Genomic DNA, 15,498 nt, shown 5'->3' with positions numbered 1-15,498 from the left:
CGGGAGACGACGGCATCTCCGGCCGGTAGCGTCAACGCCATGCGGCTTCATGTGGGATGCGCGATGTGGACGCACGTGCCCTGGCAGGGACGCTTCCTGCCTCATCCGCTTCCTCCCGGCGAACGCCTGCGGGCCTATGCCACCTGGTGCAACGCGGTGGAGGGCAACACGACGTTCTACGCGACACCGGCGCGGAACACCGTGGAGTCGTGGGCCCGGCAGACCGACCCCGACTTCCGCTTCGTGGTCAAGCTGCCCAAGTCGATCACGCACGAGCGCCGTCTCACCGGTGCGGGCGCCGACGAGGAGTTGCGCGCGTTTCTGTCGGCGATCGAGCCGCTCGAATCGCGGGCCCACGCCCTCTGGGTCCAATTGCCGGGGTCATTCGCGCCCACCGACCTCGGCGCGCTGGCGGGCTTTCTCCACAGCCTGCCTCCTTCGTACAGATACGCCGTCGAAGTGCGTCACCGGGCGTTCTTCGACGACGCGCGGTCAGTACGGCTGCTCGAAGGCGTGCTCGCCCGCGCCGGTGCCGAATGGGTCCCGTTCGACACCACCACCCTTTTCCAGAGCCCTCCGACCAGCGACGCCGAACGAGACGCGTGGACGAAGAAGCCGCGCGTGCCGCGCCGGTCGACGGCTCTCACCGACCGTCCGATCGTGCGTTACCTCGGCCGGGACGCCACGGAACGTACGGTCGAGGGCTGGCAGGAGTGGGTCGCCACGGTCACCGAATGGCTGCGGGAAGGCCGCTCGCCGACGGTGTTCGTCCACACCCCCGACAACGCCGACGCGCTGACTCTCGCCCGCCGCTTTCACGACGAGGTACGGGCCCGGGTGCCCGAGGTCGAGCCGCTCCCCGAGCCCATGCCGAGCGAGCCACTGACCCTGTTCTGAGCGAAGGCCACGCGCCCCTGCCCTATATGGATTTCACCCACGAACGAGCCTTGGCCATGGGCATCGCAAGCTCGTCCTGAACGAGACGTACCGCTTCGTCCTCGTCGCCGCGCACCTTGAGCTGGCGCACGCGACCAGTGATGTCCATGGCCCTCATCGGGTCTGTGTACTTGTGTATGCGCCGCTGCCGCATGACCTTGACCAGCTGCATGACCCAATAGATGAGGAAGCTGAGAAAGAGTCCGGCGAAGATGAGAGAAATCACCGTTTCTAGCACGGATTGATCTTAGGATGCGGCCGCCGCCTCCCACGGAGTCCACACGGGGGATTCGCCCAGCTCGCACGTAAGCTTTGCCTTTTGACGGGGCAGCACAGTGGGCGGCCGACCTGCCGATTCCCCGCTCTCGACCGCCGGAGTCCTGACCCCTCGGCCGTGGTCGTCTACGAGGTTCACCACGCGGACGCCTCGCTGCCCCCGATGGGAGACGTGTCCGTCATTTCGGCATGTCGACATGGTCGCGAGACGCTTTCAGGGAAGGACGCCCGCCCATGACGATCTCTCTCACCGGCCGCCCCACAACCGGCCGCTACACAGTCGGCATGGCCACGAGCGCTGCCGACGTACAGGCCGCGCAACGGCTTCGCCACGAGGTCTTCGTCGAGGAGATGGGGGCGCGGCTCGACAGCCCGATCTCCGGTCTCGACGCGGACAGGTTCGACGCGTACTGCGACCACCTCCTGGTCCGCTACGACGACAAAGTGGTCGGCACCTACCGGTTGCTCCCTCCGGGACGTACGGACCGGCTGTACTCCGACGCCGAATTCGATCTCCGCAACCTGGCCGTCCTCAGGAAGGACCTGGTCGAGGCGGGCCGCACCTGCGTACATCCCGATCACCGCGCCGGCACGGTGGTCAGCCTGATGTGGGCGGGCATCGCGCGCTACATGGTGAACGGCGGCCACAAGTGGCTGGCGGGTTGCTGCTCGGTACCCCTCGACGACGGGGGCGCGGTCGCGGCCGGTGTCGTCGAGCGGGTGCCGCTCGGCCCGGCGGAGTACCGTGTAACGCCGCGCGACCCGTGGCGGATCAAGGGCGCCGCCCGTTCCGACCGGTTCGTACCGCCTGCGCTGCTCCGCGGCTACCTGCGGCTGGGCTCCTGGGTGTGCGGGGCGCCCGCGCACGACCGTGACTTCGGCACCGCCGACTTCTTCGTCCTGCTCTCGATGGCCAACGTCAACGCCCGCTACTTGCGGCACTTCCTGGGAGAACCGCAGTGACCGTCACCGCGGCCGGCCCGGTGGAGATCAACCCATGGCTCCGCATGGGCCCGTGCACTCCCGACGCCTGTGTGGAGCCCCCGGCCGCGCTCGCCGGTCCCCTCCGCCGCGTGGCGCGGCTTCTCGCGGCCGTTCTCGCGCTGCTCGCGGGCCTCACGATCGCCCTGGCGACTCGCCGAGCCGGTACGGCCTGGCGGGCGGAGATCACGAAGACGTGGGCGCGGCTGCTGTTGCGCGTCCTTGGCATCAGAGTCAGAACCACGGTCGGCGTCGCCTTCTATACCGAACCACAGCCCGCGCCGACCGCACCAAACGCACGAAGCGCGCCGACCGCGCCTACCGTTCCGGCAGCGGGAGGCGCGCTTCTCGTGGCCAACCATGTCTCCTGGCTCGACCCGCTGGTCATGGCGGCCACGGTGCCGTCACGGCCGCTGGCGAAGCGGGAGATCGGTGAATGGCCGCTCATCCGTACGCTGGCCGCGGGTTCGGGCGCGCTGTTCATCGACAGGGAACGACTCTCCGCCCTGCCCTCGGCCGTCGCCACGGTCGCGAACGCCCTCAAAGCAGGCGACACCGTGATCGCGTTCCCCGAGGGCACGACGTGGTGCGGACGTGGGATGGGGGAGTTCCGGCCGGCCGTGTTCCAGGCGGCGATCGACGCGGGCGCCGCCGTACGCCCGGCCACACTGCGCTACCGCGAGGGGGACTCGACGTCGACCCGCGGCTGCTTTGTCGGAGACGACTCGCTTCTCGCCTCCCTCCTGCGGGTGACCGCGACCCGCCACCTGGTCGCCGAGGTCACCCTCTTCGCTCCCGTACGGCTCGCGCCCACCGGGCAGCGGCGGCACGAGGCGCGCGCCACGCTGGCCAGGATCGCCGAGGCCCAGGTACGCGCCGGCGTCGTCGAGCAGCACGGGGAAGTCGTTGTGCGGCACGAGAAACGCACCGACGCGCGTGTTCCTGGGCGGCGCCGTGAGATGGCACCACTATCGCCATGACATGGCCCGATACCGCCGTGAAATGGACACCAACCCCAGAGTTGCCCGTCGTCACAGGACGACGGGCAACCCGGAGCGTCCTAGCGAGCCAGGGACGCGAGGGTGTCCGGCTTGTTGGTGATGATGCCGTCCACCTCATAGCCGATCAGCCGACGCATGACGTCGGGGTCGTCCACCGTCCAGGCGAAGACCGCCATCCCCAGGCTGTGGACGCGCCGCACGTACTGCTCGGTGATGTTGCCGTACGGCGGGTTGATGTGGGTCGCGTACGCCGCCACCCTCGGCAGGTCCGCCATGGCCGGCGTGCCGAGCAGGCCGATGGGCACCTGGGGCATGGCGCGGTGGAACGTACGCATCGAGGCCCAGCTGAACGACTGCACGACCAGCCGGCCGGAGCTCAGCCATGAGGCGTTCTTCCGCAACTCGTCGGCGACCCGCTTTTCGATGCCCGGGTAGAGCTCCGGTGCCTTGATCTCCAGGAGCAGGCTGAGGCCGCTGCCGTCCATCTCGCTCAGGGTCTCTCCGAGGGTCGGTACGGGCTCGCCGTCGTACTTGACGGCGAACCACGAGCCCGCGTCCAGCCGCTTGATCTCCGCGAGCGTGAAGTCGCCGACCCGCCAGGGCGCCCGGCCGGGGAAGACCCTCTCGACGTCCGTGGTGCGGGACAGCGTCGTGTCGTGCATCAGGACGAGCTTGTGGTCCTTGGTCTCCTGCACGTCGAGCTCGAACGCGTCCGCGCCCAGCTTGTCGGCCAGCTGGAACGCGGTGATGGTGTTCTCGGGCGCGTCCGCGGAGGCTCCGCGATGCGCGACGACCTGGGGGGCTTGGAAGTAGATCGCCGATGACGGGGTGGCGGTCGCTGTGGGGGCTACGGTGGCGAGGGCGGCGAGGGACGTGGCGATGATGGCTCCGAGTCGGGGGAACATGGGGGCTCCTCTGGCTTGGGAAGGCAGCCGGCAAACCGAACTTGACAACCACGTGTGACGCGGAGTTGAGGGGAGAGCAACCCGCCGATGCCAGGGAGATGAGCATTGAGGACACCGGCTGTCCGGTCAGCCGCTCCCGCCCACGACGCGTTCCTGACGCTCCGGCTGATTGCCCTATGTCATCGGTCGAGCACGTGTCGTAACAAAGCGTTCCCCGTTCGACGGCCCGCCACGCGCGGCCGTCCTATCCCCTGGGCCAGTGCGGATCTTCGGTGTAGATCACGACCTGAAACGCATATGGCCTGTTGCGATCGTAAGTAGAGTTCTGGCAGGGTCCCACGGGAGATTCAGGATCGAGCGATGAACGAGCAGTGGCGGGAAATCGGCGACCGGGTCTATGTCCGGCGCCATGAGTCCTTCGACATGAACGTCGGCCTGATCGTCGGTGATGGCCACTGCCTGGTGCTCGACACCCGCGTGTCCCACCAGGAGGCCGCCGACCTGATCGAGGCGATCAAACGGGTCACCACCAGCCCGTGGACGGTCGTCAACACCCACTCTCACTTCGACCACTACTTCGGCAACGCGCTGTTCCTGCCGGGCGAGATCTGGGGTCACTCCAGGTGCGCCGAGGAGATCGAGCTGTACGGCGAGCAGCAGCGGGCCAAGTGGATCGAGCGCCTGCCCGAAGACCGGCGGGCGGAGCTGGAAGAGGTGGAGATCGTGGCGCCCGACCACACGTTCACCTCGACGGCCACGCTCGACATCGGCGGCCGGCTCGTGCACCTGAATCACTTCGGCCTCGGCCACAGCAGCAACGACATCGTGGCGCACGTACCCGATGCCGGGGTGGTGTTCGCCGGTGACCTGATCGAAGAGGGTGCCCCGCCGGCCTTCGGCGACTCCTACCCGCTCGACTGGCCCGCCACGGTGGCCGCGATGCTGACCGAGCTGCCCGAGCGGGTGATCGTGCCGGGACACGGCGCGGTGGTCGATCGCGCCTTCGCCATCGCCCAGCAGGCCGAACTGGTCGCCGTGGCGGAGCTCGCCGCGCGGGCGCACGTGGAGGGCCTGCGTGACCTGATCACCCAGTTCCCCTACCCCGAGGACGTCGCCAGGCAGGCCATCGAACGGGCCTTCCTGCAGCTCGACAGCCAACTGGCCTGACCGTCGCGCACGAGGCTGGACAGCCGTACTGTCGTTTTCTATAGTGCGTATTGCAATATAGAAGGAGGCATCATGGCACGACGCCACGACCTGGTCGGGCTGACCGTGCTCGCCATGCTCTCGGTACGTGCCAGCCACCCCTACGAGCTGCACCGCTTCATCGTCGACACGCACAAGGACTACGTGACCGGCCTGCCGCGCAGCCTCTACCACGCGGTCGAACGGCTGGCGAAGGACGAGCTGATCGTGCCGACGAAGACCGACCGCGAAGGCCGCCGGCCCGAGCGGACGGTCTACGAGATCACCGAGGAGGGCCGCCAAGAGCTGGCGACGAGGCTGCGCAGGATGCTGGAGCAGCCGGATGCCGACCGGCGCACGCTGGTGGCCGCCGTCTCCCTGATCGGCGCGTTGCAGGTGCCCGACGCCAAGCGGGCGCTGCGCACGCGTACGGCCTCCATCGAGGGGACGATCAGCGGCATCGAGGCGCACCGGCGGGCGATGGCGGAGAGCGGCCTGCCGGAGATCCTCATGCTCGAGATGGAGTGCGAGCAGGCCCTCTACACGGCCGAGCTGGCCTGGTTGCGCAGCGTGCTCGACCGGCTGGACAAGGGCGAGCTCGACTGGTCGGGCACGGTCAAGCAGTCGCTGATGGTGCAAGTGCTGGAAAGTTGAGTGGCCGCCGGGGTGCGCCAACACCCCAGCGGCCGGAAATCCGAACAAGGCGCCTGCCCTGTCCAGGACTCGCAGTCTCAGGATAGGCGCCGCGACAACAGGAGCAGTGCCATGTCCACTGAGATCAGAGACCTCCTCGCCAGGCTCACCGCGGCCTGGAACTCCGGCGACGCGGCGGCCTACGCCGCGCTGTTCACCGAGGACGCCGACTACATCACCTTCTTCGGCCTGCACCTTCAGGGCCGGGAGGCCATCGAGGTCGCCCACCGGCAGCTCTTCCAGAGCCCGATCAAGCTGACCGGAGGCGGCGGCGAGCCCATCGTCAAGCCGCTGGGCGACGGCGTCGCGCTGGTGATCTCCGGTGGCGGCTCGACCGTCGACGGGCGGCCCGACCCGAGCCGCGACTCGATCGTCACCTTCACCGCCGTCAGCACGCCCGGCGGCTGGCGCTTCGCCTCGTTCCAGAACACCCGGGTGCGCACGCCATGAGGAAGTCCCTGCTCGTCGAGGTGTCCGGGGTGGTCGAGGCGCCACCTGAGCGGGTACGCGAGGCGCTGATCAACCGCGACCCGCTGATCGACCGCGGGGGCCGGTTCACCGTCGAATACCACCCGGGTCACACCATGACCGTCGAGGTCACCGACCGTTCGATCGCCTACCAAGGCGGCTGGTGGTACCGGGCCGAATGGTCGCTGACCGGGCACCCCCAGGGCACGCTCATCGTCCATCGGGTGTACAACATCGCCGAGCGGATGCGGTGGGCCGTACCGCTGGCGAACCGGTTCTTCATGGGCTTCGACGAGGCCACACGCGAGGGGTTCGCCGAGGGGCTTGCTCAGATAGGAGGGGACTTGGGGTGCTCCGTGCACCTCACTTAAGCTCGCTGAGCGTAGACGCCGACCACCCCACGGGAGCCGCCGGCGTCTACATCCGAGCCGGGTTCGAGATCTGTCAGCGCGCCACGATGTACTCGCTGCCGATCACGCCAGCCTGATCTTGCCCTTCACCAGCTTGATCTTCTTCTTGGCGAGCGGACGCTTGGCCGGACCTTGCACCACCGCACCCGTCAGGGCGCTGAACTGGCTGCCGTGGCACGGACAGTGGATCTTGCCCCCGCTTGCGCTCGCCACCGTGCAGCCCTGATGGGTGCAGATGGCGCTGAAGCACTTGAAGACGCCCTTCTTCGGGTGGGTGATCACGTACTTGCCACTAACGATCTTGCCTTTGCCGACCGGGATGCTCTTGGCGCTGGCCAGGACCGGACCGGCGGCCTCCTCTTCGGCCTCGGCGGGTCGCGCCCACAGGAAAACGGCTCCTGCTGCGCCCGCTGCGGCGCCACCTCGGGTGATCAGTGCACGGCGTGTGAGCATGATTGCCTCCTTCAACTAACCACACGATGAGAAGTGGCTAGTGGTTCAGGGGAAATCTCGCGATAAATCCACCTTCTTCGGCCAGCAGCGTGCCGCCGTGCAGCAGCGCGATGTCCCGCGCGATCGGCAACCCGAGCCCGGCCCCGCCGACATCCCTGGCCCGCGCCTCGTCCAGCCTGGTGAACCGGTCGAACACCGCCTCACGCTGCCCCACCGGAATCCCCGGCCCGTCGTCGAGCACCTGAAGCACGGCCTGACCGCCCTCCTGGCGTACTCGCACCCGTACGACCGCCGTGGCGTGCCGTACCGCGTTGTCGACCAGGTTGGTCACCAGGCGGGCCAGGTGCGCCCGCGAGCCCTGGAAGACGACGTCGGGCTCGACGTCCAGCTCCATCCGCAGCTCGGGCCGCCGCTTGATGCGCAGCGACTCCTCCGCCGCCACCTGGCCGAGGTCGAGGTCGCTCGTACGCAGCGGCTCACCCGCGTCGAGCTTGGCCAGCAGGAGCAGGTCGGCGGCCAGCGACTGGAGGCGCTCCACGTCGGCGAGCGCCTCGGCGGTCAGCTCGCTCGGCTCGGCCAGCTCCAGCCGGGCCCGCAGGGTGGCGATGGGGCTGCGCAGCTCGTGCGCAGCGTCCGCGACGAACCGTTTGTGCGTCTCGACGGCCGTCTCCAGCCGGTCGAGCGTGCCGTTCACGGTCGTCGCCAGGGCGGCGATCTCGTCGCCCGAGCTGGGCACGGGCACCCGCTGGTGCAGGTCGCGGGCCGTGATGTCGGCCACCTTGGCCCTGATGGCCGCGACCGGGGCGAGCGTGCGGCCGACCGAGAACCAGGTCATGCCCGCCACCACGAGCAGCAGCGCGGGCACGCCCGGCAGGAGGGCGCGGTTGAGCGTCTCCAGCGCCTCGTCGGCACTGACGAGCGAGGCCCTGGCCCAGATCTCCGCCGATCCGCCGGCCGTCGACACGGGCATGCGCGCGACCGCGAACTCACTGCCCTGCGCCCAGCTCGTCGCCGCCGGGGCCCCCACTGTCGTGAGCATGACGTCTGGATCGGCGATCCGCAGCGCGAGCGCCGGCTGAACCACCAACCCGCCCACTAGGTCATCGGCGAGGCGCGCCCGTGCGCCCGCGGTCGGCCCCGTCGTGGGCGCGTCACTGGAGGTACGTGTCAGCCCGCTGATGGTCGGTGCGTCACTGGAGGGGCGCGCCTTTCCTGCTGTGGGCGGCTCTCCCGCCGACGGGCTGCTGGAGGTGCGCGCCCGTCCAGTTGCGGCCGGCGCGCCGGAGGCGGGCGTCTGGGCAGTCGTGGGCCGGCTGAGCAGGGTGGTCAGGTCGACGGTCTCCGCGTACGGAGCCGCGGCCACGGCCTTCCTGGCCGCCTCCGCGCCCGCGCTGCTCTGCAGGCTGCCCCGCAGCGCCAGCACCAGCACGACCGCCGCCAGCCCCAGCGCCACGGCCACCACCAGTGTCGCCGCCGCGGTCGCGCGCAGCCGTACGGACGCCATCCCCACGGGCAGCCGTCCCAAGGTCAGGTGTCCGCGCCACCAGGTCATGCCGCCTCCAGCCGGTACCCGGCGCCGCGCACCGTCACCAAGGTCGTCCTGCCGAACGGTTGGTCGATCTTGCGGCGCAGCGCGCTGATGTACACCTCAACGATGTTCGGATCGCCGTCGTAGGAGAAGTCCCAGGCCTGCGCCAGCAGCTCGCTCTTGGAGACCACCTCGCCGGCCCGCCGCGCCAGCCCGTGGAGCACCGCGAACTCCTTCGGCGTCAGCGCGATCTGCACCTCCCCCCGGCGGCAGCGCAGCCCGGCCGGGTCCACGACCAGGTCCCCGACCGTGATCGTCACCGGCCGCTCGTGCCCGCCCCTCCGTACGAGAGCGCGCAGCCTGGCCAGCAGCACCACGTACGAGAACGGCTTGGCCAGATAGTCGTCGGCGCCCGTGTCGAGCGCCTCGGCCTCGTCGTAGATGCCGTCCTTGGCGGTGAGCATCATGATCGGCGTCCAGTTGCCGGCCTCGCGCAGCCGGGAGCACACGGTGTAGCCGTTCAGCCTGGGCAGCATCACGTCGAGCACGATCACGTCGTACGTGTTCTCCGAGGCCATCCAGAGCCCGTCGCGCCCGTCATAGGCCACGTCGACGGCGAACCCCTCACCCGCCAGGCCGCCCTTGACCAGATCGGCCAGCCGCTGCTCGTCCTCCACCAGTAGCACTCGCACACCGAACAGGGTCCCGCACCCAACCTAAAGCCAACCTGAAGATCATTTAGGGCGCCTTCAGGATCACTTCAGGTACGGCGGGCCAGGCTCGGGGCGTCCGATCGTTTCCAGCAAGGAGATTCCATGTTCAAGCGACGTCTCGCGGTCCTCGGCGCGGTGGGCGTGCTCGTGCTCACGGGCCTGGGCGGATCCGCGATGGCCGACGAGGCTCCGTCGGCCGTCCCGGGTGTCAAGGTGACGTGTACGACGAGCGACGGCAAGACCATCGCGTTCGCCGAGCGGGCGCGCACCCTTGGGGACCTCGCCGCCAAGCCGGGCGAGAAGGCGCCTGAGGGCGGTGTGGCCCTGCGCCTCCGGGACGACCAGACGATCGAGATCGAGTCGCTCCCGGAGGGGGCGGTCACGAAGGCGCTCCCGGCCAAGCCCGCTGAGGGGTTCACCGCCGAAGGCGGCGAGCCGGCCGACGACGCCGGGAAGACAGGCATCGCCCGGCCGACGGAGGACGGCAGCCTACCGACCAAGATCGCCAAGACGGTCGCCGTCAAGTGCGAGCCGATTAAGTGAGGGCCGATTAAGTGAGGGCCGCGCCCGCCGTAGCACCGGGGGTGTACGGCGGGCGCGCTCACTCGAACCTGACGGGTGCGCGTCCACGGGGGCGTTCACTCACTCCGGGAGCGACGGGTGCGGCCCCAAGGCCCAGTACTCGAACAGGCCGTGACCCACGAGCCCGTCGTACTCGAAGCGCCCCACGGCGTCGACCATCCCCCACATTTTGGACGCGTCGTCGGGCAGCGTGTACGTCACGCCTTGCACGACCGGCTCCGCGCCCTGGTACATCCCGTGCTTCCAGTCCGGCTCCAGGCCGTAACCGGTGCCGACCATGAGGTGGACCGGCAGCACAGGGGTGCAACGCACGTCGAACGCCTTGCCGCCGGGAGGTGAGAAGGTGATCGTGGCCTCGACGACGTCCCGGGTCCCGGGCGCGTAGACGGGGTGGTACTCGGGCCGGCCCAGATACTCCTCCTCGCGTCCGTCGGACCAGACCCTGGTGGCCTCCTCCAGGACGCGGCGGCCCTTCTCGTCCTCCTGGATGATGCAGAGGATCGCGTGGTCGTCGAACCGCATGGGCGTGTACAGCCAGTAGAAGCTCCCCGCGTTCTTCGCCTGGATGCCCGGCGGCTCGGGCTCGCCGACGGGCCTGATACCCCAGGACCGGTCGCGGGTGCCCTGCCATCGGTCAGGGGTGACGGATATCTCGTCGTCCCCGATGCGGATGTGGCCGGACCAGACCCCGGTCTGCGCCAGCCGTACGGAGTCGAAGATGACCCGCTCCTGCCAGCGGACGAAGTGCCGTGGCTCGAGCGTCGCCGGGATCGTGCCCTCCCAGGTGAGGTCGAAGGACAGGCCATGCTCGTTGGGCTCCAGGATGATCTGGAGCCGTTTGAGCCCTTCGATGACCTTCACCTGGAACGGGCCGATCTCGGTGTTCATCCGGTCGGTGCCGAGCTCGCGTGAGGCGCGGACGACCCGGTGCAGGTTCCCGTAGCGGACGCAGGCGAAGGCGTCGGTGACGCCCAGGTTGGGGTACTGGCCGGCGCCGACGATCAGCATGAGCTCGTCGGTGCCGGGGTGGCAGTTGAAGTAGTAGCGGTCGTAGAAATTGCGGTCCGAGGTCGCCACGTGCCGCATGACCTGAGCCGCCTGGTGGATGGGGTAGTCGTCGAGCGGGGACAGCGCCATGCCGCCGGTTGTAGCAAGCGCTTGGTGTAGACGTCAACGCCTATGGGCGGAAACGCGAAGCGCGCCCCCCGCTCGATCGAGTGGGGGGCGCGCTTTCGCGCGGATCACGTCATCTTGCGCGATGCCTCATCCGCCTTGTCGGACATCTCGGACGCCATCCTCTCGGTGGTGTCCGCGGTCTTGTCCGCCTTGTCGCCGGCCCACTGCGACGCGTCCGAGGCCGAGTCCTTCATGTGCTCGGTCCACTGCCGGACGTTACGCCGGTAGAACAGATAACCGAGCGCGCCCACAGCGATACCGGTCAGAAGGATCATCACTGGCATCCCCCGCGACCTTCGCGGGGTCGGGTCGATCCGCTCGGCGGCGTTGATCAGCATGGCGCTGACCTTGGGGGCGAGCTCATCCTCGACCCGATGCGCGGCCTCTTCCAGCCTCGGGGCCGCCCAGTAGCGGGCGTCCTCGATGCGATGCGCGGCGACCACCTTGGCCTGATCCGCCATCACCTTGGCTTGATCCGCCATCACCTTGGCCTGATCCGCCATCGGCGTCATTTGCCGGCCAGTTCTCATGGCCCGGGCCTTCATACGGCCCATCCACGTGGTTGGGACTACGATGACCACGCGGCGATTTTTCAGTGTCAGGGACACAACAACCTCCCCTGCTTGATGGGGCCCCGAGCCTGACCTTCCCGTAGCGAAGCGGCTCAATCATGGCGTCCGTGGCAGGATGGCTTTTGCGGCCTAACGACCGTGGTCATCAAAATCCACAAAACCAACCTTGTACATAGAGGGGGGCAGCTGTCTCGTGGCCGAGAAGCTGATCGCAAACCTGCAGACAAATCGCGGAAATATCAAGATAGAACTCTTCCCCAACAAGGCTCCCAAGACGGTCCGCAACTTCGTCGAGCTCGCCGAAGGCGGCCGTGAGTGGACCCACCCGGGCACCGGGGAGACGAGCACCGGCCGTTACTACGACGGCACGATCTTCCACCGGGTGATCCCCGGCTTCATGATCCAGGGTGGTGACCCGCTGGGCGAGGGCATCGGCGGCCCGGGCTACGACTTCGACGACGAGATCCACCCGGATCTCTACTTCAACCGCCCTTACCTCCTGGCCATGGCCAACGCCGGCATCCGGTTCGGCAAGGGCACCAACGGCTCGCAGTTCTTCGTCACGGTCGTGCCCACGCCGCACCTCAACGGCAAGCACACCATCTTCGGCGAGGTGATCGAGGGCCAGGACGTCGTCGACGCGATCGCCAAGACGCCGACCGGCCAGCGCGACAAGCCGGTCGACGCGGTGGTCCTGGAGTCGGTCACGATCGACCGCGTCCAGGGCTGACCTACGTGGGCTGACCAGGTACCACCCAGGATTGACCTAGGCACACATCCTGGGCTGACCCCGGCGAACCGTCCAAGGCCGCCCAAGGCGCACGGGGCGGGCTGAACACGCCAGCGCGGTGATGCCGCGCAGGCCATAGGCTGCGGTCATGACCAGCCAGCCGCCCAGCCCGCCCCCGCAGCCCGAGCAGCCTGCGGAGACCGTGCCGACGTGCTACCGGCACCCCAACAAAGAGACTTGGGTCCGCTGCCAGCGTTGCGAGCGTCCCATCTGCCCCGACTGCATGCGCGACGCCGCCGTGGGCTTCCAGTGCCCCGAGTGCGTGAGCGAGGGCAATCGAGGGGTACGCCAGGCGCGGTCGGCGTTCGGCGGCGCCGTGGTCACCACGCCATACGTCACCTGGGTGACCCTGGCGCTCAACGTGCTCGTCTTCGGCGCCCAATATCTGACGGGCAACGCGGTCACCGAACAACTGGCCATGCGCCCGTACAACGTCGTCGCCGGGCATGAGTACTATCGGCTGCTCACGTCGGCGTTCGTGCACGACGGGCCGTTCCACATCCTGTTCAACTGCTGGGCGCTCTACGTCATCGGCCCCTACCTGGAGCGGGCCTTCGGGCACACTCGCTACCTGGCCGTCTACCTGGTCAGCGCGCTGGGCGGCTCGGTGCTCGGCTACTGGCTCGACCCGCTCGGCCAGTACACGGTCGGGGCGTCAGGAGCCATCTTCGGGCTGTTCGGCGCCGTGTTCGTGGTGGGGCGCAAGCTGAACATGGACGTACGCGGCATCGCCGTGCTGATCGCGATCAACCTGGCGATAACCTTCCTGGTCTCCGGCATCAGCTGGACCGGCCACATCGGCGGCCTGATCACGGGATCGGCCCTTGCCGGGGCCCTGGCCTACGCTCCCAAGAGCAACAGGACCCTCTGGCAAGTGCTGACGGTCGTGGGAGCGCTGGCCATCCTGGTCGTGCTCGTGGCCGTCAGATCCTCGGCCCTCCTGGGCGGCGTGGGCTGACTTCCCCAGGGTGTGGAAAAACTGTGGAAAAAACTAACGCCAGCGGGTGGAGAGCACGACCCCGAAGATGATGAAGACGAACCCGATCAGCAGATTCCAGTTGTGGAGATCGCCGATGAAGGGTGCGCTGGGCGCCACGTAGTAGACGGCGATCCACAGGATGCCGAGGATCCACGACACCACCATCGTGGGAGCCAGCCAGCGCGGGCTGACCGTGACCTGCTGGGACTTCTGCGGCGGCGTGTAGACCGCCTTCTTGCGAGCCTTGGACTTGGGCACTGGAAACTCCTGCTGGGCGCCTGGGCATCCGGGTTGTCCACAGGCTATTAGTTTTGAGCGTAATTGCTTTGAGCGTAGTGGAAGCGTGCCCAGGATAGTCGCCACGCGCACGAGATGGCGATCCCCGGCCTCCGGATGGGCCGCGCTTACGCTGAGTGAGTGAGGGCCGTGCTGCGGGCCGCGGGGGAATCGAGCATCACCGCGGGCCTGATCCTGTTGTTGTTCTGCGCCTACCTGCTGTGGGGGACGGGCGTCTATACCCAGCGCATGCAGTTGCAACTGCAGCAGGAGCTGGTGGAGGAACACGCGCGCCCGGAGCCGGCCAAGCTCCGGAAGATCGAGCTGGGCCGGGCCGTGGCCATGCTGCGCATCCCGAGGCTCGGGCGCGACTACCACTACGCCGTGGTCGAGGGCGTGGACGCGGAGCACCTGAAGAAGGGCCCGGGCCACTACCCCGGCACCGCCCTCCCCGGACAGATCGGAAATTTCGTCGTATCGGGTCACCGGACCACGTACCTGGCGCCGTTCAACCGGATCGACGAGCTCCAGCGCGGCGACGAGATCATCGTCGACGCCCCCGAGGCCCGCTACACCTACCGGGTGACCTCGCAGGACGTCGTGTACCCCGACGAGGTCGACGTGATCGCCTCGGTGCCCGGCAAGCCCGACACCAAGCCCATCAGGGCCTACATCACGCTGTCGACCTGCCACCCCGAATACTCCGCCGCCCAGCGGCTCATCGTGTTCGGCGTGCTGAAGAAGACCGAGCTCAGGATGGAATGACATGTACGGATGGCTCTGGGACAGGCTGCCCGGCGGCACGGGCACCAAGCTGCTGGCGGCCACCGTGCTGGTCGCCGTGGCGGGCGTCGTACTCTGGTATGCCGTGTTCCCGCTTCTCGAACCCGCGGTGACGCTCGACGAGGTGACCGTACGGAAATGACCCGCGTGCTGGTCGTGGACAACCACGACAGCTTCGTCCACACCATCGTCCAATATCTGCGTGAGCTGGGCGCCGCGTGTGACGTGCGCCCGCGCGACGACGTGCGCGTGAGCGACGCCGACGGCTTCGACGGCGTCCTGGTGAGCCCGGGGCCCGGCACACCGGAGGCGGCGGGCGTGAGCGTCCCCCTGGTGCGCCACGCGGCCCTGCGCGGCCTGCCGCTGCTCGGCGTCTGCCTCGGGCACCAGGCGATCGGCCTGGCCTACGGTGCCACCGTGTCGCGGGCGCCTGAGCTCGTACACGGGCGGACCAGCGCGGTGTCGCACGACGGGCTCGGGGTGTTCGCCGGGATCCCCTCGCCGGTGCGGATGACCCGCTACCACTCGCTGGCCGTACGGCCCGACACGGTACCCGCCGAGCTCGACGTGACCGCCCATACCGAGGACGGCGTCATCATGGGGCTGCGGCACCGCACGGCGCCCATCGAGGGCATCCAGTTCCATCCCGAGTCCGTGCTGTCGGAGCACGGGCACCGGCTGCTCGGCAACTGGCTGCGCGGGATCGTGTAACACTCGACCGCCGCCGGACGACAGACAGATGAGCGTCCCCGCCGTCGCCCCCGAGCGGCGGGGACGCTCTTTTACGTGTC

21 protein-coding genes are annotated in these 15,498 nt (G+C 68.6%); 13 read left to right on the top strand and 8 right to left on the bottom strand.

Going from position 1 to position 15,498, the window contains the following annotated elements:
• Positions 1–39 precede the first annotated feature (39 nt).
• Complete coding sequence (locus AB0B64_RS11570; RefSeq protein WP_358176638.1) at positions 40–897, top strand: DUF72 domain-containing protein; 858 nt, start codon at positions 40–42, stop codon at positions 895–897.
• Between the two features lie 22 nt (positions 898–919).
• Here the strand turns inward: AB0B64_RS11570 and AB0B64_RS11565 are convergent, their stop codons facing one another.
• The gene (locus tag AB0B64_RS11565) at positions 920–1,174 is read right to left on the bottom strand and encodes a hypothetical protein (RefSeq protein WP_357938325.1); all 255 of its coding nucleotides are present in this window, start codon (positions 1,172–1,174) and stop codon (positions 920–922) included.
• A gap of 272 nt (positions 1,175–1,446) precedes the next feature.
• On the opposite strand from AB0B64_RS11565, the gene AB0B64_RS11560 reads away from it, so the two are divergent.
• Positions 1,447–2,175, top strand: a complete 729-nt coding sequence (locus tag AB0B64_RS11560) for a GNAT family N-acyltransferase (RefSeq protein WP_358176635.1) — start codon at positions 1,447–1,449, stop codon at positions 2,173–2,175.
• The gene (locus AB0B64_RS11555) at positions 2,172–3,173 is read left to right on the top strand and encodes a lysophospholipid acyltransferase family protein (RefSeq protein WP_358176632.1); all 1,002 of its coding nucleotides are present in this window, start codon (positions 2,172–2,174) and stop codon (positions 3,171–3,173) included. The genes AB0B64_RS11560 and AB0B64_RS11555 overlap by 4 nt, the downstream gene beginning before the upstream one ends.
• Positions 3,174–3,253: 80 nt before the next feature.
• Here AB0B64_RS11555 and AB0B64_RS11550 read toward each other — a convergent pair whose 3' ends face one another.
• A complete protein-coding gene (locus tag AB0B64_RS11550; RefSeq protein ID WP_358176629.1) occupies positions 3,254–4,099 on the bottom strand; it encodes a glycerophosphodiester phosphodiesterase family protein in 846 nt (281 codons plus the stop codon).
• A 360-nt stretch (positions 4,100–4,459) separates the two neighbouring features.
• Here AB0B64_RS11550 and AB0B64_RS11545 point away from each other — a divergent pair, with 360 nt between their 5' ends.
• The 4 genes from AB0B64_RS11545 (at position 4,460) to AB0B64_RS11530 (ending at position 6,816) form a co-directional block, all read left to right on the top strand.
• Positions 4,460–5,266, top strand: coding sequence for an MBL fold metallo-hydrolase (locus AB0B64_RS11545; protein ID WP_357938332.1), 807 nt, complete (start codon positions 4,460–4,462; stop codon positions 5,264–5,266).
• Positions 5,267–5,338: 72 nt separating this feature from the next.
• Positions 5,339–5,938, top strand: a complete 600-nt coding sequence (locus AB0B64_RS11540; protein ID WP_357938334.1) for a PadR family transcriptional regulator — start codon at positions 5,339–5,341, stop codon at positions 5,936–5,938.
• A 111-nt stretch (positions 5,939–6,049) separates the two neighbouring features.
• Entirely contained in the window at positions 6,050–6,427 is a 378-nt protein-coding gene (locus AB0B64_RS11535) for an SgcJ/EcaC family oxidoreductase (protein WP_357938336.1), read from the top strand.
• On the top strand, positions 6,424–6,816 hold the full coding sequence (locus tag AB0B64_RS11530; protein ID WP_357938338.1) for a hypothetical protein: 393 nt from the start codon (positions 6,424–6,426) through the stop codon (positions 6,814–6,816). Before AB0B64_RS11535 ends, AB0B64_RS11530 begins: the two co-directional genes overlap by 4 nt.
• A gap of 102 nt (positions 6,817–6,918) precedes the next feature.
• Here the strand turns inward: AB0B64_RS11530 and AB0B64_RS11525 are convergent, their stop codons facing one another.
• Genes AB0B64_RS11525 through AB0B64_RS11515 form a run of 3 tightly spaced genes read right to left on the bottom strand, consistent with a single transcriptional unit; the run spans position 6,919 to position 9,528 of the window.
• Entirely contained in the window at positions 6,919–7,308 is a 390-nt protein-coding gene (locus AB0B64_RS11525; RefSeq protein ID WP_358176626.1) for a Rieske (2Fe-2S) protein, read from the bottom strand.
• Positions 7,309–7,345: 37 nt separating this feature from the next.
• Complete coding sequence (locus tag AB0B64_RS11520) at positions 7,346–8,860, bottom strand: ATP-binding protein (protein WP_357938341.1); 1,515 nt, start codon at positions 8,858–8,860, stop codon at positions 7,346–7,348.
• Positions 8,857–9,528, bottom strand: coding sequence for a response regulator transcription factor (locus AB0B64_RS11515; protein ID WP_357938343.1), 672 nt, complete (start codon positions 9,526–9,528; stop codon positions 8,857–8,859). The genes AB0B64_RS11520 and AB0B64_RS11515 overlap by 4 nt, the downstream gene beginning before the upstream one ends.
• Before the next feature lie 123 nt (positions 9,529–9,651).
• Between AB0B64_RS11515 and AB0B64_RS11510 the strand changes: the two genes are divergently transcribed.
• Positions 9,652–10,092, top strand: coding sequence for a hypothetical protein (locus AB0B64_RS11510; RefSeq protein ID WP_357938345.1), 441 nt, complete (start codon positions 9,652–9,654; stop codon positions 10,090–10,092).
• Positions 10,093–10,191: 99 nt separating this feature from the next.
• Here the strand turns inward: AB0B64_RS11510 and AB0B64_RS11505 are convergent, their stop codons facing one another.
• Positions 10,192–11,268: a hypothetical protein gene (locus AB0B64_RS11505; RefSeq protein ID WP_358176623.1), complete on the bottom strand. Its 1,077-nt coding sequence runs from the start codon at positions 11,266–11,268 to the stop codon at positions 10,192–10,194.
• Positions 11,269–11,372: 104 nt separating this feature from the next.
• Positions 11,373–11,915 carry a YtxH domain-containing protein gene (locus AB0B64_RS11500; protein ID WP_358176620.1) on the bottom strand — a complete coding sequence of 181 codons (543 nt, stop codon included), beginning with the start codon at positions 11,913–11,915 and terminating at the stop codon, positions 11,373–11,375.
• Positions 11,916–12,072: 157 nt separating this feature from the next.
• On the opposite strand from AB0B64_RS11500, the gene AB0B64_RS11495 reads away from it, so the two are divergent.
• On the top strand, positions 12,073–12,609 hold the full coding sequence (locus tag AB0B64_RS11495) for a peptidylprolyl isomerase (protein WP_358176617.1): 537 nt from the start codon (positions 12,073–12,075) through the stop codon (positions 12,607–12,609).
• 148 nt (positions 12,610–12,757) lie between these two features.
• Positions 12,758–13,627, top strand: coding sequence for a rhomboid family intramembrane serine protease (locus tag AB0B64_RS11490; RefSeq protein WP_358176614.1), 870 nt, complete (start codon positions 12,758–12,760; stop codon positions 13,625–13,627).
• A gap of 33 nt (positions 13,628–13,660) precedes the next feature.
• On the opposite strand, the gene AB0B64_RS11485 is transcribed toward AB0B64_RS11490, so the two are convergent.
• Positions 13,661–13,906: a cell division protein CrgA gene (locus tag AB0B64_RS11485; protein ID WP_357938355.1), complete on the bottom strand. Its 246-nt coding sequence runs from the start codon at positions 13,904–13,906 to the stop codon at positions 13,661–13,663.
• Between the two features lie 159 nt (positions 13,907–14,065).
• Here AB0B64_RS11485 and AB0B64_RS11480 point away from each other — a divergent pair, with 159 nt between their 5' ends.
• Genes AB0B64_RS11480 through AB0B64_RS11470 form a run of 3 tightly spaced genes read left to right on the top strand, consistent with a single transcriptional unit; the run spans position 14,066 to position 15,418 of the window.
• Positions 14,066–14,689, top strand: a complete 624-nt coding sequence (locus tag AB0B64_RS11480) for a class E sortase (protein WP_357938357.1) — start codon at positions 14,066–14,068, stop codon at positions 14,687–14,689.
• 1 nt (position 14,690) lies between these two features.
• On the top strand, positions 14,691–14,849 hold the full coding sequence (locus AB0B64_RS11475; RefSeq protein ID WP_358176611.1) for a hypothetical protein: 159 nt from the start codon (positions 14,691–14,693) through the stop codon (positions 14,847–14,849).
• Positions 14,846–15,418 carry a gamma-glutamyl-gamma-aminobutyrate hydrolase family protein gene (locus AB0B64_RS11470; protein ID WP_357938361.1) on the top strand — a complete coding sequence of 191 codons (573 nt, stop codon included), beginning with the start codon at positions 14,846–14,848 and terminating at the stop codon, positions 15,416–15,418. The genes AB0B64_RS11475 and AB0B64_RS11470 overlap by 4 nt, the downstream gene beginning before the upstream one ends.
• The last annotated feature ends 80 nt before the right edge of the window (positions 15,419–15,498 follow it).

Origin of the sequence: Nonomuraea sp. NPDC049129, from assembly GCF_040648495.1 — a bacterium.
In the GTDB taxonomy this organism is placed as follows: domain Bacteria; phylum Actinomycetota; class Actinomycetes; order Streptosporangiales; family Streptosporangiaceae; genus Nonomuraea.
The sequence above is the reverse complement of the archived record's forward strand: the minus strand, read 5'-3'. Positions and strand labels throughout refer to the sequence as shown.

Bases quoted from the DNA above. Each gene is read 5' to 3' on its own strand.
- AB0B64_RS11520 (WP_357938341.1), bottom strand. From the start codon at position 8,860: ATGACCTGGTGGCGCGGACACCTGACCTTGGGACGGCTGCCCGTGGGG.
- AB0B64_RS11540 (WP_357938334.1), top strand. From the start codon at position 5,339: ATGGCACGACGCCACGACCTGGTCGGGCTGACCGTGCTCGCCATGCTC.
- AB0B64_RS11505 (WP_358176623.1), bottom strand. From the start codon at position 11,268: ATGGCGCTGTCCCCGCTCGACGACTACCCCATCCACCAGGCGGCTCAG.
- AB0B64_RS11510 (WP_357938345.1), top strand. From the start codon at position 9,652: ATGTTCAAGCGACGTCTCGCGGTCCTCGGCGCGGTGGGCGTGCTCGTG.
- AB0B64_RS11570 (WP_358176638.1), top strand. From the start codon at position 40: ATGCGGCTTCATGTGGGATGCGCGATGTGGACGCACGTGCCCTGGCAG.
- AB0B64_RS11535 (WP_357938336.1), top strand. From the start codon at position 6,050: ATGTCCACTGAGATCAGAGACCTCCTCGCCAGGCTCACCGCGGCCTGG.
- AB0B64_RS11475 (WP_358176611.1), top strand. From the start codon at position 14,691: ATGTACGGATGGCTCTGGGACAGGCTGCCCGGCGGCACGGGCACCAAG.
- AB0B64_RS11470 (WP_357938361.1), top strand. From the start codon at position 14,846: ATGACCCGCGTGCTGGTCGTGGACAACCACGACAGCTTCGTCCACACC.
- AB0B64_RS11550 (WP_358176629.1), bottom strand. From the start codon at position 4,099: ATGTTCCCCCGACTCGGAGCCATCATCGCCACGTCCCTCGCCGCCCTC.
- AB0B64_RS11545 (WP_357938332.1), top strand. From the start codon at position 4,460: ATGAACGAGCAGTGGCGGGAAATCGGCGACCGGGTCTATGTCCGGCGC.
- AB0B64_RS11490 (WP_358176614.1), top strand. From the start codon at position 12,758: ATGACCAGCCAGCCGCCCAGCCCGCCCCCGCAGCCCGAGCAGCCTGCG.
- AB0B64_RS11560 (WP_358176635.1), top strand. From the start codon at position 1,447: ATGACGATCTCTCTCACCGGCCGCCCCACAACCGGCCGCTACACAGTC.
- AB0B64_RS11525 (WP_358176626.1), bottom strand. From the start codon at position 7,308: ATGCTCACACGCCGTGCACTGATCACCCGAGGTGGCGCCGCAGCGGGC.
- AB0B64_RS11530 (WP_357938338.1), top strand. From the start codon at position 6,424: ATGAGGAAGTCCCTGCTCGTCGAGGTGTCCGGGGTGGTCGAGGCGCCA.